At 72.7% G+C, this 15,819-nt stretch carries 15 protein-coding genes and 1 pseudogene; 3 read left to right on the top strand and 13 right to left on the bottom strand.

Features of this window, described 5'->3' with window-relative positions; genetic code table 11:
- Window positions 1–148: 148 nt before the first annotated feature.
- Window positions 149–2,023 carry a translation elongation factor 4 gene (gene lepA / locus ACIRVH_RS05830; protein ID WP_403948506.1) on the bottom strand — a complete coding sequence of 625 codons (1,875 nt, stop codon included), beginning with the start codon at window positions 2,021–2,023 and terminating at the stop codon, window positions 149–151.
- A 226-nt stretch (window positions 2,024–2,249) separates the two neighbouring features.
- Here lepA and rpsT point away from each other — a divergent pair, with 226 nt between their 5' ends.
- On the top strand, window positions 2,250–2,516 hold the full coding sequence (gene rpsT / locus ACIRVH_RS05825; protein ID WP_067006864.1) for a 30S ribosomal protein S20: 267 nt from the start codon (window positions 2,250–2,252) through the stop codon (window positions 2,514–2,516).
- A 199-nt stretch (window positions 2,517–2,715) separates the two neighbouring features.
- On the opposite strand, the gene ACIRVH_RS05820 is transcribed toward rpsT, so the two are convergent.
- The 7 genes from ACIRVH_RS05820 to ACIRVH_RS05790 form a co-directional block, all read right to left on the bottom strand.
- Window positions 2,716–3,111 carry a nuclear transport factor 2 family protein gene (locus tag ACIRVH_RS05820; RefSeq protein ID WP_403948504.1) on the bottom strand — a complete coding sequence of 132 codons (396 nt, stop codon included), beginning with the start codon at window positions 3,109–3,111 and terminating at the stop codon, window positions 2,716–2,718.
- A 117-nt stretch (window positions 3,112–3,228) separates the two neighbouring features.
- Window positions 3,229–4,218, bottom strand: coding sequence for a DNA polymerase III subunit delta (gene holA, locus ACIRVH_RS05815; protein ID WP_403948502.1), 990 nt, complete (start codon window positions 4,216–4,218; stop codon window positions 3,229–3,231).
- A 48-nt stretch (window positions 4,219–4,266) separates the two neighbouring features.
- Window positions 4,267–4,512: a hypothetical protein gene (locus ACIRVH_RS05810; RefSeq protein ID WP_403948500.1), complete on the bottom strand. Its 246-nt coding sequence runs from the start codon at window positions 4,510–4,512 to the stop codon at window positions 4,267–4,269.
- Window positions 4,513–4,567: 55 nt separating this feature from the next.
- Window positions 4,568–5,395: a 4'-phosphopantetheinyl transferase superfamily protein gene (locus tag ACIRVH_RS05805; RefSeq protein ID WP_133921246.1), complete on the bottom strand. Its 828-nt coding sequence runs from the start codon at window positions 5,393–5,395 to the stop codon at window positions 4,568–4,570.
- Window positions 5,392–7,113, bottom strand: coding sequence for an acyl-CoA dehydrogenase (locus ACIRVH_RS05800; protein ID WP_403948499.1), 1,722 nt, complete (start codon window positions 7,111–7,113; stop codon window positions 5,392–5,394). Before ACIRVH_RS05800 ends, ACIRVH_RS05805 begins: the two co-directional genes overlap by 4 nt.
- On the bottom strand, window positions 7,110–8,822 hold the full coding sequence (locus ACIRVH_RS05795; protein ID WP_403948498.1) for an AMP-binding protein: 1,713 nt from the start codon (window positions 8,820–8,822) through the stop codon (window positions 7,110–7,112). The genes ACIRVH_RS05800 and ACIRVH_RS05795 overlap by 4 nt, the downstream gene beginning before the upstream one ends.
- A 105-nt stretch (window positions 8,823–8,927) precedes the next feature.
- The gene (locus ACIRVH_RS05790; protein ID WP_403948496.1) at window positions 8,928–9,221 is read right to left on the bottom strand and encodes a DUF6059 family protein; all 294 of its coding nucleotides are present in this window, start codon (window positions 9,219–9,221) and stop codon (window positions 8,928–8,930) included.
- A 252-nt stretch (window positions 9,222–9,473) separates the two neighbouring features.
- Between ACIRVH_RS05790 and ACIRVH_RS05785 the strand changes: the two genes are divergently transcribed.
- A complete protein-coding gene (locus tag ACIRVH_RS05785; protein ID WP_403948495.1) occupies window positions 9,474–10,088 on the top strand; it encodes a DNA-binding response regulator in 615 nt (204 codons plus the stop codon).
- A 34-nt stretch (window positions 10,089–10,122) separates the two neighbouring features.
- Here ACIRVH_RS05785 and ACIRVH_RS05780 read toward each other — a convergent pair whose 3' ends face one another.
- Together ACIRVH_RS05780 and ACIRVH_RS05775 are read right to left on the bottom strand one after the other, a co-directional pair.
- Entirely contained in the window at window positions 10,123–11,256 is a 1,134-nt protein-coding gene (locus ACIRVH_RS05780) for a sensor histidine kinase (protein ID WP_403948493.1), read from the bottom strand.
- A 476-nt stretch (window positions 11,257–11,732) separates the two neighbouring features.
- Window positions 11,733–11,978 (bottom strand): annotated as a pseudogene (locus tag ACIRVH_RS05775) (histidine kinase); the annotation flags it as partial.
- On the opposite strand from ACIRVH_RS05775, the gene ACIRVH_RS05770 reads away from it, so the two are divergent.
- Entirely contained in the window at window positions 11,977–12,213 is a 237-nt protein-coding gene (locus tag ACIRVH_RS05770; protein WP_403948778.1) for a hypothetical protein, read from the top strand. The pseudogene ACIRVH_RS05775 and the gene ACIRVH_RS05770 sit on opposite strands and share 2 nt — an antisense overlap.
- 338 nt (window positions 12,214–12,551) lie before the next feature.
- On the opposite strand, the gene ACIRVH_RS05765 is transcribed toward ACIRVH_RS05770, so the two are convergent.
- From ACIRVH_RS05765 to ACIRVH_RS05755, 3 genes are read right to left on the bottom strand one after another with little or no spacing between them, the layout of a single operon-like run.
- Complete coding sequence (locus ACIRVH_RS05765; protein ID WP_403948491.1) at window positions 12,552–13,229, bottom strand: hypothetical protein; 678 nt, start codon at window positions 13,227–13,229, stop codon at window positions 12,552–12,554.
- Between the two features lie 44 nt (window positions 13,230–13,273).
- Window positions 13,274–15,556 carry a TOMM precursor leader peptide-binding protein gene (locus ACIRVH_RS05760; RefSeq protein ID WP_403948490.1) on the bottom strand — a complete coding sequence of 761 codons (2,283 nt, stop codon included), beginning with the start codon at window positions 15,554–15,556 and terminating at the stop codon, window positions 13,274–13,276.
- A complete protein-coding gene (locus ACIRVH_RS05755; RefSeq protein ID WP_403948488.1) occupies window positions 15,556–15,699 on the bottom strand; it encodes a hypothetical protein in 144 nt (47 codons plus the stop codon). The genes ACIRVH_RS05760 and ACIRVH_RS05755 overlap by 1 nt, the downstream gene beginning before the upstream one ends.
- Between the last annotated feature and the right edge of the window lie 120 nt (window positions 15,700–15,819).

Genomic DNA, 15,819 nt, shown 5'->3' with positions numbered 1-15,819 from the left:
TAAGGGGCGACCGGCCGCTGCGTAAGGGGCATCGGCCTGTCACTTTCCACGCAGAGCGACGCTACGCACGCGTAGGGGCCCGCCGTGCTTTCGCACGACGAGCCCCTGTTGTGCCCGGTTTGCGGACACAGTCCGCTGTTACCGTTGGTTACTTCTTGCCCTTGCCCGACCCCGCGCTGTCATCGCTGGACAGGACCGCGATGAAGGCCTCCTGCGGAACCTCCACGGAACCCACCATCTTCATCCGCTTCTTGCCTTCCTTCTGCTTCTCCAGCAGCTTCCGCTTACGGGAGATGTCACCGCCGTAGCACTTGGCGAGGACGTCCTTGCGGATGGCGCGGATGGTCTCGCGGGCGATGACCCGGGAGCCGATGGCGGCCTGGATCGGCACCTCGAAGGCCTGCCGCGGGATGAGCTCGCGCAGCTTGGCGACGAGCCGCACCCCGTACGCGTACGCGGCGTCCTTGTGGGTGATCGCCGAGAAGGCGTCCACCTTGTCGCCGTGCAGCAGGATGTCGACCTTGACCAGGCTGGAGGTCTGCTCGCCGGTGGGCTCGTAGTCGAGGGACGCGTAGCCGCGGGTCTTGGACTTCAGCTGGTCGAAGAAGTCGAAGACGATCTCCGCGAGCGGGAGGGTGTAGCGGATCTCGACCCGGTCCTCGGAGAGGTAGTCCATGCCGAGCAGGGTGCCGCGCCGGGTCTGGCACAGCTCCATGATCGAGCCGATGAACTCGGTGGGCGACAGGATGGTGGCGCGCACGACCGGTTCGTACACCTCGCCGATCTTCCCCTCGGGGAACTCGCTCGGGTTGGTGACGATGTGCTCGCTGTCGTCCTCCATCACCACGCGGTAGACCACGTTGGGCGCGGTGGCGATCAGGTCGAGACCGAACTCGCGCTCCAGCCGCTCCCGGATCACGTCCAGGTGCAGCAGGCCGAGGAAGCCGACGCGGAAGCCGAAGCCGAGGGCCGCGGAGGTCTCCGGCTCGTAGACCAGCGCGGCGTCGTTGAGCTGCAGCTTGTCGAGGGCCTCGCGCAGCTCCGGGTAGTCGGAGCCGTCGAGCGGATACAGACCCGAGAAGACCATCGGCTTCGGGTCCTTGTAGCCGCCGAGCGCCTCGGTGGCGCCCTTGGCCTGGCTGGTGACGGTGTCACCGACCTTGGACTGGCGCACGTCCTTCACACCGGTGATGAGGTAGCCCACCTCACCGACGCCCAGACCGTCCGCCGGCAGCATCTCGGGCGAGCTGACGCCGATCTCCAGCAGCTCGTGGGTGGCGCCGGTCGACATCATCCTGATGCGCTCGCGCTTGTTGAGCTGGCCGTCGATGACACGGACGTAGGTCACGACACCGCGGTAGGAGTCGTAGACCGAGTCGAAGATCATCGCGCGGGCCGGCGCGTCGGCGACCCCGACCGGCGCCGGGATCTCCTTGACGACCTTGTTCAGCAGCGCGTCGACGCCGAGGCCGGTCTTGGCGGAGACCTTCAGCACGTCCGACGGGTCGCAGCCGACCAGGTTCGCCAGCTCCTCGGCGAACTTCTCCGGCTGCGCGGCCGGCAGGTCGATCTTGTTCAGCACGGGGATGATCGTGAGGTCGTTCTCCATCGCCAGGTAGAGGTTGGCGAGGGTCTGCGCCTCGATGCCCTGGGCGGCGTCGACGAGGAGGATGGTCCCCTCGCAGGCGGCCAGCGACCGCGAGACCTCATAGGTGAAGTCGACGTGCCCCGGGGTGTCGATCATGTTGAGGATGTGCGTCGTGCCCTGGTCGGGGCCCTCGGTCGGGGCCCAGGGCAGACGCACCGCCTGGGACTTGATCGTGATGCCGCGCTCGCGCTCGATGTCCATCCGGTCGAGGTACTGAGCACGCATCTGCCGCTGCTCGACCACACCGGTCAGCTGGAGCATCCGGTCGGCGAGTGTGGACTTGCCGTGGTCGATGTGCGCGATGATGCAGAAATTGCGGATCAGAGCCGGGGCGGTACGGCTCGGCTCGGGCACATGGTTAGGGGTCGCGGGCACGCAGGGTCCTGTCTCTTGAGGCGCCTTATGCCTCGGGTCGGATCGATACGTAGTCTCCATGGTCCCACGCGAAGGGACCGGGGACCGTTTTGGGCCGCCCGGAGGGCCACTGGTACTGTAGATGGCTGTGCCTCATGCCCTCTCAGCGCGAGGCACGAACAGAAAATTTTTGGATCACCGGTGCGGGCCCGAGCGGCCCCGCACCAGAACCTGAAAAGGCTCCTTCGTGGCGAACATCAAGTCCCAGATCAAGCGGATCAAGACCAACGAGAAGGCTCGGCTGCGCAACAAGGCCGTCAAGTCCTCCCTGAAGACCGCGATCCGCAAGGCCCGTGAGGCCGCTGCCGCGGGTGACGTCGAGAAGGCCACCGAGCTGCAGCGCGCTGCCGCGCGTGCGCTCGACAAGGCCGTCTCGAAGGGCGTCATCCACAAGAACCAGGCCGCCAACAAGAAGTCGGCGCTTGCTTCCAAGGTCACGTCCCTCAAGGGCTGAGACTCCCTTCTGATCTGACCGCCGGAAGGACCCAGAGCGGGCCCTCTCTCATCCGCTCCCGTCCGGCACCCCAGAGCCTGTTCGCGGCCTGCGTTCGCCACGCGGGAACGGGCTCGCCAGCTTGGTCCGAGGCCCCGGTGCCCTCCCTTCCCCAGGGTGGGCGGCGGGGCCTTCGGCATGGCCGCCCCGGGCCTTCGCGTCACGACCAGAAGGCGTTGTCCTTGTCGAGGTCCGGTACGCACTCGTCGATGTCGGTGATCTTGTCCCCGACGATCCTGAAGACGAGGCATCCGTCCTCCCCGTAGCGCCTGTCCCCGCGCTCCGCGGTGACGTGGTGCAGGGCCACGACATGCCCCCGCCCGTCGACGAACACGTCGCGCAGCTGGACACGCAGACTGCCGCCACTGTCCTGGAAGAGCTTGCCGTACATCTTGATCACGGCGTCCCGGCCCTTGAAGTCGCCGGAGAGCGGATGACTGCCGGGCGCGTGATAGGTCACGTCCGCCGTCATCAGCTCCCGCAGGGCGTTCATGTCGACTCGGAAGAAGGCGTCGTACCCCTTACGGACCAGGGCTGCGTGCGGATGTTCAGCCATGGCGATCGCCACCTTCCAGTGCTTCGGCGATGTACGGCTGACAGCTCCGATTCTCCTCGCCGACGACCACCGGGCGACTGGATCACCGCTCACGCCCTAAGGCTCAGGCCCTAAGGCTCAGCTCCGTCCTCTGGACCGCGCGGCCCGGGCGATCGTCACGACCGCCTTCTCCAGCGCGTACTCGGGGTCGTCACCGCCGCCCTTCACGCCCGCGTCGGCCTCGGCGACCGCCTGCAGCGCCACGGCCACCCCGTCCGGCGTCCAGCCCCGCATCTGCTGGCGCACGCGGTCGATCTTCCACGGCGGCATGCCCAGCTCACGGGCGAGGTCGGCGGGCCGGCCGCCGCGCGCCGACGACAGCTTCCCGATCGCCCGCACCCCCTGGGCCAGCGCGCTGGTGATCATCACCGGGGCCACCCCGGTGGCCAGCGACCACCGCAGCGCCTCCAGTGCCTCCGCCGTACGCCCCTCCACCGCCCGGTCGGCGACCGTGAAGCTGGACGCCTCGGCCCGCCCCTTGTAGTACCGCCCGACGACGGCCTCGTCGATCGTCCCCTCGACGTCGGCGACGAGCTGCGCCACCGCCGAGGCCAGCTCGCGCAGGTCGCTGCCGATCGCGTCGACCAGCGCCTGGCATGCCTCGGGCGTGGCCGACCGCCCGAACCCCCGGAACTCGCCCCGCACGAACGCCAGCCGGTCCGCCGGCTTGGTCATCTTCGGGCAGGCCACCTCCCGCGCCCCGACCTTGCGCGCGGCGTCCAGCAGCCCCTTGCCCTTCGCGCCGCCCGCATGCAGCAGCACGAGGGTGATCTCCTCCGCGGGCGCTCCCAGGTACGCCTTCACGTCCTTGACCGTGTCGGCCGAGAGGTCCTGGGCGTTGCGTACGACCACGACCTTGCGCTCGGCGAAGAGCGAGGGACTGGTCAGCTCGGCGAGCGTGCCGGGCTGCAACTGGTCCGACGTCAGGTCCCGCACATCGGTGTCGGCGTCCGCGGCCCGCGCGGCGGCCACCACCTCCCGCACGGCACGGTCGAGCAGCAGCTCCTCCTGGCCCACCGCCAGGGTGACGGGGGCGAGGAGGTCGTCGTCAGCGGTCTTCTTGGCCATCACCGACAGCATCCCACGCGGCACCGACAACGCGTCCGCGCCGCCGGATCACGGCTCCTCCCGCCAGCCGTCCCACTCCCCCGCGAAGGAGTCCAGCTCCGCCGCGTCGAGGCGCTCCTCCTCGTCCGTCAGCACCACCAACCACTGGGCGTCCTCGGCGTCGTCCTCCCCCGCCAGCGCGTCCCGCACGATCCGCGGTTCCTCGTCGAGGCCGAACCGCGCCCCCAGTGCCTCCGCCGCCTCGTCCGCGGCCTCGCGGTCGGGCAGGACCAGCACATGTCTCACATCGCTCACGGGATTCATTGTCCGGCACGCGCGGCACGGCCCCGGTGGGCCCGCGCGCCCGTGCTCAGCGGGAGGTCCGGCCGACCAGGTCGACGACCTCGCCGAGGAATCCCTCGTCGAGCATGGTGGAGACCGCCGTGTCGCCCTCGTCGCCGTAGCCCGCGTCGTGGCAGGCCACGCCGATCAGATGGCCGCCGTCCAGCGCGAAGGTGCCGAAGGACCACTCGCCGTGCGAGGCCGGGGTGCCCGTCGGGGTGAGCAGCGCGCGGTGGTCCGGGTCGAAGCCGAACTGGGTGAAACCCATCCGCATGCCCTGCCCGAGTGCCTTGGTGTAGGCCTCCTTCAAGACCCAGGTGCGCAGGAGGTCGCGCTGCTGCTCCTCCTCGGGGAGGGCGGCCAGGCGGCGGCGCTCGGCCGGGGTGCACACATGGCGCTCGACCGCCGAGTACTGGATGCGGCGGTCGCCCCGCTCGGTGTCGACGCCGATCCGGCCGCGCCGGTTCAGGCCCACCACCAGCAGGTCGCCGGTGTGGCTGAGGCTCACCTCGATCTGGTCGCAGCCCCGCAGATACGGACGTCCGCCCGCCTTGGACGCGAGTTCCACCGCGTCCGGCGGGGTCTGCAGGACGGCTCCGGCCGTGTGCTTCAGCAGCAGCCGGGAGGCCGCGAAGCGGTCGCGGGCCTGCGGGTCGGTCAGGGCGTGCAGCCGCTGCCAGTCGCGGGCGCCGAGCACCGGGCGCAGCCGGGGGTCGGCCAGGGTGGCGGGCAGCCAGCCGCGCCACGACGCGTGGACGACGACGTGGCCGTGCCAGGCCATGGACTGCCTGACCCGGCTCCACGGGCTGTCCGGCCCGGGCATGTGGAGGGGCGCCGCGACGGCGGGACTGTTCACGGGGTACCTGCTTCCACCAGGGGCGCGTCGTGGAGGTCGAGACCGCGGCCGGCGGCGAAGCGCGCCAGCAGTTCCTCCATCACGCGGTCGACGCAGTCCGCGGGGAGGGATGGCAGGGTGAGGCCGAGCCGGCGGCCCAGCCGGTGCAGCGCCAGGACGAGCCAGGCCGGGTCGGCGAGGAAGCCCTCGGTGTGCCGTTCCCAGGTGGCGAGGGCGGCTCCGACCACGCAGAGCACCGCGTGGCGGTCGGCGCGTGCGGCCATGGCGGGGCCGGTGAGGGCCGCCCGGTCGCCCGGCTCCACGGCGCGGCAGTCGTCCCGCAGCTCCCGCAAGGCGTCCCGGAAGGCGGTGGCCATGGTGCGCAGGACCGTGCCGTACGGGCCCGGGGCGGTGTCCCCGGCGAGGCGGTCGGCGCCGGCGCCGAGCGCTGCGGCCAGGAAGTCGCCGCCGCCGGCCACCTGGAGGGCGGTGAGGTCGAGGGCGGGGACCCGGGCGCCGGGGGCGAAGAGGGCGTCGGTGGGCTCGGGTTCGACGCCCCAGGAGGTGCGGGCGAGCAGGGGCAGCTGGGGGATGACGACGGCCTGGCAGGAGGCGGTGCCGGCGTGGCCGAGACCGGCGGCGGGCAGGTCGCGCAGCAGTTTGGAGAGCATGCCCTGGTCGGTGTCACGGCTGTAGCCGCCGGCGCCGAGCACGGTGGCCAGCTCCTCGAGATCGTCGCGGAGCAGGTCGGGCACGAGGTACTTGAGTCCGGCTGCGGCCAGATGGGCGCTGTCCGGGAGCAGGGACAGGGCGCGGAGTACGGCGGTGGCGCAGCTGTCGCTCGCCAGGAGGTCCGCGAACACGCCCGCAAGGACGCCGCGCTGCCGTCGGCCGAGGGCGCCGTCGGCGAGGGCGGTGCGCAGCGCCGAGCGCAGCACGGTGTCCACGGAGGCGATCACCGCGCCGGTGATGAGGGTGCGGTTGAGCTGGAAGGTACGCAGGGCGAGGCGTACGCCGGCGCCCTCCGCGCCGACCAGGGCGGCGCCGGAGACCCGGCAGTCCTCGAACTCGTATCCGGCGAAGCGGCAGCCGCGCATGCCGGTGGTGGGGCGGCGGCCGAGCAGTCTGAGCCCGTCGCCGCGCAGGGCGTCGGGGTCGAGCAGCAGCACCGAGTGGGCGGCCGGGCCGGGCGCGGGATCGGTCCGGACGTAGGCGACGACCGCGCCCGCGCGGTCTGCGTTGACGACGACGTCCTTGCGGCCGCGCAGCAGGTAGCCGTCGCCGTCGGGCAGCGCGTCGACCTCGCCGCGGAGCATCGCGGTGCCGTGCGCGAGGGAGCGGTGCACGATCGTGGCCCGGCCGCCGGACGCCAGCAGCCGTGCCACGTGGGCGCGTTGGGCCGGCGATCCGGCGGCGAAGACCGGGGCCGCCGCGAACAGCGAGGTGATGCCGTACCCGAAGCCGAGGGCCACGTCGCGGCGGAAGACGGGGCGCAGCACGTGGACGAGGCTCTCGGCGTCGTGCAGCCGGCCGCCGAGCGCGACCGGGACCAGCTCCGCGCCGAACCCCTCGTCGTCGAGCAACGCCTCCGCGCCCGGGAGGAGTTCGCAGGCGTCGTCGGCGGTGAGGAGGGCCCGGAAGCCGAGGGGGTTGGCGGGGTCGCCGGGGTCTCCGAGCCGGCGTTCGAGGCGGGCGGCCCGGTGGCGGACGTCGTCCCGCTCACGGAGTTCCACGGTCACGGGCTGAGCCCTCCCTCCGCCGCGCGGGCGTACAGCGGCCTCAACTCGCCGCGCAGGTACAGGTCGCGCATCAGGGAGCGGCGGACCTTGCCGCTGGTCGTGCGGCGGACGGTGCCGGGGCGGACCAGGACCACCCGGCCGGGGTCGGCGCCGAACTCGCCGTGCAGCCTGCCCCGCACCCGGTCGGCCAGGTCGGCCAGCTGACGGGTGCTCCAGCCGGTGCCGTGGACCTCCTGGATGGCCACGATCTCCTCCCGTTCGGCAGGAGCGGCGAGCACGACGGCCGAGCCGAACGGGGCGCCGGTGCGCGCCAGTTGACGTTCGGCCTCCTGGGGGTGCAGGGTCCGGCCGTCGATCAGGAGGGCGTCCTTGATGCGGCCGGTGACGTACAGCTCGCCGTCGGACAGGGCACCGAGGTCGCCGGTGCGCAGGAAGCCGTGTTCGCCGCGGGCGGTGACCGCGTCGAAGGCGGCGGCGGTCTCCGTGGGGCGGCGCCAGTATCCGGCCGTGACCGCCGCGCCGCGGACCCAGATCTCCCCGACCGTTCCGTCCGTGAGGACCGCGGAGGTGTCCGGATCGACGATGCGCACGGTGTCCGGGGCCGGGCGGCCGCAGCCGACGACCGTGCGCACCGGACGGCCCGGGACGGGAGGGGTGAGCTTGCCGTGGTCCAGTGCGGCGGCGCCGACGGTGGTGGTCCGCGCCGGGCCCGGGCCGCCGACGCTGACCAGCAGGGTCGCCTCGGCGAGGCCGTAGCCCGCGACCAGTGCGCCGGTGCGCAGGCCCGCGGCGGCGAAGCGGCGTGCGAAGGCGTCCTGGGTGACGGCCGAGACGGGCTCGGACGCGTTGACGGCGACGGTCAGCCGGCCGAGGTCGAGCTCCGCGAGGTCGGCGTCGGTGACGGCGGCCAGGCAGCGGGCGTACGCCGAGTCGGGGGCGGCGGTGACGGTGACGCCGTGCCGGGCGACCTCGCGCAGCCAGCGCAGCGGGTCGGCGGCGAACAGGCTCTGGGGCATGAGGACCGCGGTGGCGCCGAGCCAGAGGGGGTGCAGGAGCTGGCCGATGAGGCCCAGGTCGTGGTGGAGCGGCAGCCAGCCGCCGATGCGGGCGGTCCGGTCCGTGCGCAGGGCGTCCTGGAGCGCCCGCATGACGGCGAGCAGGTTGGCGTGCGTGACGCGGACGCCGCGCGGAGCGGCCGTGCTGCCGGAGGTGTACTGGATGAGGGCGGTGTCCCCGGGGCCGGGCGCGGGTGGCTCCCCGTCGGCGACGGCGGCCGGCAGGTGGTCGACCGCGAGGCACACGACCGCGGAGCGTCCGGCGTCGGCGAGCCGGCGGGAGAACTCCGGGGCGTGCGCGGAGTGGGTGAGCAGCAGGGGCGCGTCGGTCTCCGCGGCGATGGCGGCGGTGCGTTCGGCGGCGGCCCGCGAGGCGTCCGGTGGGGGTACGGGGACCGCGACGGCCCCCGCGTACAGGCAGCCGAGCAGGGCCGCCACCGTGTCCGGGCCGCTGCCGGTGGCGACCAGGACCGGGACGCCCGCGGCCCGGCGCCCGCGCAGCGCGGCGGCCACGGTGCGGGCCCGGGCGTCCAGTTCGCGGTAGTCGTGGGCGGTGGCCCGGCCGGTTTCGTCCAGGCAGAGCAGAGCGGTGTCCCCGGCACTCGCGGAGAACCGCTCTGCCAGTGCGCGTGTGAAGCTCGTCGCCGCTGTCATACCCTGCTCCCCCTGCGCCGGTGCGAATGCCTGTCCACTCCTACTCTGCGCGCCGGTCCTTGACGAACACTTGACGATCGATCGTGCTGGTCGGCCCTGGTCCGGTCATCGGCGGAACCGCTGCGCCCCGTCGAGCAGATCGTGCAGGAGGTTCATCTCCTGCGAGCTGAGCGGGAGGTCGGGGCGCAGTCGTTCCGGGTGGCCGGGCGGCGGGCCGTCGGCGTCGACGGCGACCGTGAGCCGGAAGCCGTCGTCGAGGCCGTGGAGCCGGGCCCTGGTGCTGTCCGCCGCCGCGAGGTACAGATCGACGCCGCCGTGGACCATGAGGGCGTGTCCCACCGGTCGCAGCCAGCGGCCGAGCCGGCGGCGCCAGTGGCCGGGACGCTTCCATCGAGCCATGTCAGAGCACACCTTTCAAGCCGCGGTATCCGTTCATCTCGGTCGCCTCTCCCTTCACTCCGGCCGGTCGGCGGCCGGGGTGGCAGGGAGGATGAAAGGGCAGGCCGGAGAAGTGCCGGAGAACCACTGGAGCTTCGGTGGAGAGGTCGTGAAAGGGCGTGTCGCAGCACAACCGATTCCGGCCATCCGTATCGATCAGTGTGTGCGGCATACTTGGCCGAGTCTGATTCAACTGAGACACGGGGGGCATGAGTGGTACGAGTTCTCATAGCCGAGGACATGCACATGCTGCGCAAGGCGCTGGTCTCGCTGATCCAGCTGGAAGCGGGACTGGAGATCGTGGCGGAGCTGTCGTCCGGCTCCGACATCGTGCCGACCGCCCTCGCGCTGCGACCGGACGTCGCCGTTCTCGACATCGACCTCCCCGGCACCGACGGCATCACCGCCGCGGCCTCGCTGCACGAATCCGTGCCGGAGTGCCGCACCCTGATCCTCACCAGCCTGGGCAGACCCGGGAACCTGCGGCGGGCCCTGGCGGCCCACGTCTCCGGCTTCCTGCCGAAGGACTCCGACCCCGACGCGCTGTGCGACGCGATCCGCAAGGTCGCCGCGGGCGAGCGGGTCATCGACCCCCAACTGGCCCTCGCCACGCTGGACTCCGGGCCGTCCCCGCTCACCGGGCGGGAGCAGGAGGTCCTGCAACTCGCGGCGGAAGGTCATGAGCCGTCCCACATCGCCTCGCGGCTCCACCTGTCCTCCGGGACCGTGCGCAACTACCTGACCTCGGCCGTCAGCAAGCTCAACGCCCGCAACCGGGTGGACGCGATCCGCATCGCCCGCGAGGCGGGCTGGCTGCGAGCCCTGTAGGGGCGCCGGGCCGGGCCGGCGCCCCGGTGCGCCGCTAACCCGCCGGCGCGAGCTCCACCTCTGCCGCCAGTTCGAACCAGCCGTCCGTACGCGGTCCCGCCGAGAGGGAGCCGCCGACCGCCGTCACGCGCGTCGACAGGTTCCCGATGCCGCTCCCGCCGCCACGGGAGTCGAGCGCGGGCTCTCCGGAGCCGTGCACCCCGTCGTTGACCAGCGAGAGCCGTACCGCCCCCGCCACGCGTTCGGCGGTGATCAGGCACCGCTTGGCCTGGCTGTGCCGCAGGACGTTGGTCATCCCCTCCCGCAGCAGGGTCGCGAGGACGGTGTCGACGTCGCCGGGCAGCTCACCGCAGTCGAGCCGAACCTGTGCCTGGATGCCCACGCCGGCCAGCATGGTCACCGCGCTCTCGGCCTCCGCGCTCAGGCTCATCCGGTGGGTGCCGCCCGCCACGGTCCGTACATCGGCCAGCGCCTGCCGGACGATCTGGAGCACCTCGGTGAGTTCCCGCTGGGCCTGCACCGGCTTGTCCTCGGCCAGCCTGCGGACCAGTTCGCACTTGAGGGTGATCGCGGAGAGGCTGAACCCGAGCAGGTCGTGCAGGTCACGGGCGAAGCGGAGGCGTTCGGTGATCACGGCGAGCCGGGCGATCTCGGCGCGCGACCAGTGCAGTTCGAAGGCGAGCTGGGCCATGCGGGACAGGCCGAAGACGACCAGTGCGCAGATCACGTCGTAGGCGGACAGGTAGATGATGTCCTGGGTGGCGTTGCCGACGAGGTAGAGCGTGAGCGTGCTGCTCGCGACGACGCCGGCGGCCACCGGCCAGGCGGCGGCAGCGGGCAGCACGAGGAGGGCGGAGCCCGCGACGAAGCCGGGCAGCCCCAGCCACTCGATCCCGAACAGCAGGGACGGGACGACCTGGAACGCCGCCTGCAGTGCGAGCGCCGCGTACCGCGGCCATCCGGCCCACCACGCCGACCACGGCAGGCGCCAGTGGAACGACTGGGCGACCTGGAGGGCGCAGGCGCCCACGAGCCAGGCCGCGCTCGCGGCCGTCCGTCCGGGGCCCGGCTCGAAGGAGAGGGCGAGGACCGCCGAGGCCACGAAGTAGCCGAGGAGGACGGCGGAGGTGATCGCCGTGGCCGCCGTCGGCACCATGTCCGGGTACACGCACTCGTACGCCTGCGCCTCGTCGTCGTCGCCGGACGCGGCGCGCCGGGCGGGGCGGGGCGGGAGGAGGCGGGCTCGGGCAGGGCCGGCTCGCTCAGCGGCACCGCGGCCTCGATGCGGAACCAGCCGTCGGCGTCCGGTGCGTGACGGAGCGAACCGCCGAGCGCGCGGATCCGCCGTTCCAGGACGGCGAGCCCCCCGTCGGCGACCGAGTGCACGACCCGGGACGCGCGTCCGACGCCGTCGTTGACGACACTCAGGCGCGCGGTGGCGTCATGGGCCTCGGCCCTGATCACACAGTGCTCGGCCTTGCTGTGCCGCAGCATGTTCGTCAGGCCCTCGCGCAGCACCGCCGCGAGCGCGGTGTCCACCGCACCCGGCAACTGCCCGCAGTCGTAGCCCACGTCGGCCCTGATCCCGGCCGCGGCCAGCATCGACACGGCCGCGTCCGCCTCACCGGAGAGCGACATCTCCCGGTACCCCCTGCTCACCGACCGCACGTCGGCCAGCGCCTTGCGGGAGGTGCGGAGCACCCCGGTCAGTTCGTCCCGCGCCATCGCCGGGGCGTCCGCCAGCAGACGGTAGGCCAGTTCGCACTTGAGGGAGACCGCCGAAAGGCTGTAGCCGAGCACGTCGTGCAGGTCCCGTGCGAAGCGCAGCCGTTCGCCGTCGACGGCCAGACGGGCGAGTTCGGCGCGGGAGCGGTGCAGGTGGGCGATCATGCCCGACATCCGCGACAGGCCGATCACGATCAGCGGGATCAGCACGGCCTCCGTCGTGTTGTACGCGATCGTGGCCCAGCCGTCGGCGAAGTGGAAGAAGACCGCGCTGTCCCCGACGACGCAGAGGCAGAACAGAGGCCAGCCGATCGCGGCTGGGAACACCAGCACCGCCGAGGCCGTCAGGAACTCCGTCATACCGCCCCACGCCACGCCGAACCGGGTGATCGGCAGATAGGCGAGCAGGCCCTGCAGCACCCAGGTCACGGCCCGGTAGCGGGGCGCGACGGGGAACAACCTGGGGAAGGAGTGGCCCAGTTGCAGCAGGAGGATGGCCGCGAACCCGAACAGGGCGGCGCCGAGCTCCCAGGCGGGCGGGTGTTCGGCCCAGACGTACGAGCCGTCGATGACGAAGAATCCGACGAGAACCACCGCGGTGATGGCTATCGCCTTACGCGGTGGTAGTTCCTGACTGCCGGCCGGCGCGGGTTGCCCGTCCGCGCGGCCGTCTTCGAATATTCCCAAAATTCCCCCATGGTCCACAGTGCTTGGTCACAGCACAGTCCCGGTTCGGAATCATAAAGAATCTTCTTTACCGTTCAGTAGCCCCCGGCCGAACCAGGGCAGTCCGCAGCCGGGTGCGACGCGTTCGGCGAGCAGTCCGGCGGCGGCCGCGTAACAGCGTGCGGCGCGGGCGACGGCCGGCGGGGGATGTGCCGGGGTGCCGTCGCGACGGCCGCTCAGCCAGTCGAGGAGGCGGTCGGCCTCGGGACCGTGCAGTTCGAGGCGGTGGTGCAGGCGCGGGGAGTTCAGGACCGTGGTGCGTCCCTCGCGCCGGACCCGGACGTCGTCCCGCAGCCGCGCCCGGCCGCCCGGCTCCGCGGACGCCGGGCGGAAGCCGGCGCCGGGCGCGACGGGCAGCACGCTCAGGCACAGGGTGGCACCGACCGCCAGGTGCCGGACCACCACGTCCTGGTGCGCGTCGAGGACGGTGAGCAGTTCCCGGGACGCGTCGTCCCAGTGCTCCTCGGGGACGTCGTAGCCGGGGAATCCGGGGACCACGTTGGCGAGGGAGACCGGACCGAGCAGCATCCGACGCAGCGCCTCGCGGACGGAGCGCGCGGGCCGCGGCACGGTACGCCGGCCCCACGGCGTGCGCAGCAGCACGTCTTCGCCGTCGAACCCGACCGTGACGTCCTCGCGCAGCGACCACAGCTCCGAGAGTTCGGGGGCCGCGAGCCGGTCGATGCGCATGGGGGTCCTTCCGTGTGTACGGGGTGTGAGGTCGGACGGCGGGGCTACAGGAACAGCGGTACGGGGTTGAGGTCCTCGTACCGGGTGGGTTCGGCGCGTCTGCCGAGTGCCACCGGCACGTCGAAGAGACGGCCCGGGGCGAACCGGGCCCAGTGCGGGCGCAGACCGGGTACGACGACCCGGACCACGGGAAGGCCCACGTCGGGACGTGTCTGGTCCAGCACGAGCAGCTCCATCCCGTGCTCCCGCAGGAGGGCCACGGCGGCCTCGATGTCCTCTCGCAGATCGTCGCGGGGGGTGTACGCGTGCGTGCCGGGCCCGGTGGGGGACGAGCCGTCAGGCAGCAGGTACGAGTGGGCGGCCGTGGTGGCGGTCCGCAGCCAGTGGGCGACCTCGGCGTCCCGGGTGACGGTCATGCCCTCGGGGGTGTCCTCGAGGACGTGCGGCATCATCTGGTTCAGCTCGGTCAGGGCGCGGCGCAGGGCGACGCGCGGATCGAGGTGGGCGCCGAAGCCGAACATGATGTGCTCCGGTCCGCCGTCGGTGCGCCGGGAGACCGCGGCCAGCACCGGGATGCCGAGGTCGGCCGTGATGTCGAGCACCCAGACCTCACGGCCCAGCGAGGCGTGCACGCGGCGGAGTTCGGTGATCCAGGGGTCGTCGAAGGCGTCCAGGTCCACCGCGGGGTGTCGGGTGCGGTTGTACCACCACAGGGCGAGGGCGTCGCGTTCGACGAGTTCCAGGAACCCCTGGAGCACGGCGTCCTCCAGGGTGCCGCCCGCCGCCGTGCCGTTGGAGGTGGCCAGGCAGGTGAAGGCGCCCTGCGGCTGCGGCACCCCGTAGTAGAGCAGTGCCGTCGGCAGCAGTTTCTGGCGCCGTTCGGTCAGCGACCACACGGGCGTCCAGTCCGTCTCCCGGTCGTCGTCGAAGGGCTCGCACACATACTGGAACGGGCCGTGGGCCTCGTTCCACTCAGCGCGTCCGGCGTACTGCCTCGGGTCGTACAGCTGGACGGTGTCGGGGTGGACGGCGCGGTCCCGGAGCGCACCGTAGCTGCCGCGCACCGTCGCCTCGCCGCCCTCCGCGTACCCGGAGTGCCGCTCCAGCGCCTCCGCCAGCGCGCTCACCCGGGCCTGGAGCGCGGTGGCCCCCTTGCCGCCCACGGCGGCGCGCAGCCCGCCGCGGATCGCCCCGATCCCCTGGCCGGCGACGGCCGGGTTGAGTCCGGCGCAGTAGGAGTTGAGAAACTCCGGACCGCACGGATAGCGGGTGATGTCCCGGACCAGCCCGGTGATCGGGTCCACCAGGTGCCCGTAGCGGTCCAGGAGCTGCCGCGGGCCGAGACTGCGGTGGCCGTTGCCGCCGGTGTCCGTCTTGAGCCGGGAGCGCAGCACCACGGGGGTCTGCACCTGGGCGGCGGCCATGCCCGGCTCGCCGCACGTCGCGCACTGCGGGCGCAGGCTCACCGGATGCTGCTCCCCGGCCAGCGTCAGGCTGTCGAGGGTGCGCAGCGCCTGCTGGCTCGCGTGCCGGTATCCGGCCAGCCACTTGGCGGCCTCCAGCGCGGCCAGGTGCAGCGCCGTCAGCCGGGACGCGGGCAGCGAGCAGGAGGGGCGCGGCACCGGGCCGGACCGGCCCAGCATCCGCTGGATGTGCGCCTCCACGGGGCGGGACCGCCACAGGCGTTCGGCCAGGCAGGACCAGCAGGGGCCGTCCCCGCCGCCGAGGAACGGGCCCAGCCACAGCTCGGCGCCCTCGGTCTTCACCGGCAGCCAGCGCCGGCCGGCCGCGCGGAACTCGGCGTCCACGGCGGCGAGCGCCGGGTCGAGGTAGTCGTCGCAGAGGACCACCGCGAGGGCGGCGCCCGCCTCGTGCCCGGGCTCGGCCGTCGTGAGGCCGACGGCCTCGAGGCAGGCGGACAGCTCGGCGGCGTCCACACCCCCCACCGCGAGCACCTGGACCGTCCCGTCCGTGCGGGCGGCCGCAGCGCGGTCGCCGTCCAGGCCGCCCGCCTCCCAGTAGGCCTCCTCGGCCGCCCGCTCCGGCTCCACGACGCGCTCGGCGCGGTTGCACAGGAGTCCGGCGCCGCTCAGCCGGGACACCAGCCGGGCCGCCTGTCCGGCGGGCAGGGTGTCCGCGGTGTCGCGGGCGATCCCCTCCAGCGGCCGGGTGCCGTCCAGAAGGGGCGCGAGCCGGCTGATCTGCTGGCCGTGCAGGGCGGTCACCCGCTGGTCGGAGATCAGGTAGACCGCTTCACCGGGCACCTGCTCGACCCGCAGGTGCGGCTTGAACCCCAGCAGCGGGACGGCGGTCCGGCCGACGCCCATCAGGCGGCGTACTGGGCGGACTTGGCGGACTCGGGCAGCGCCACTCCGCAGCCGAGGCACAGCTTCGGCGCCTGCCCGACGATCGCGTTCCGCCCGAACTCCTCGATGACGAGGTCGTCCTGGCCGGCACCCGTGACAATCATGTTCCCCTGCATGACATCCATCCCTTGGTCAGTGAGCTGACGTTGGGGGGAACCCCCCGTAGGCACTCGGTTTCCGGTCGTGCCGACACCGAGAACCCTGCCGCCGGAATCCGTGACTCC

Source organism: Streptomyces sp. NPDC101165, from assembly GCF_044768135.1.
GTDB lineage: Bacteria > Actinomycetota > Actinomycetes > Streptomycetales > Streptomycetaceae > Streptomyces.
Note: the sequence above shows the minus strand (reverse complement) of the source record. Positions and strands in the feature narration are given on the sequence as shown.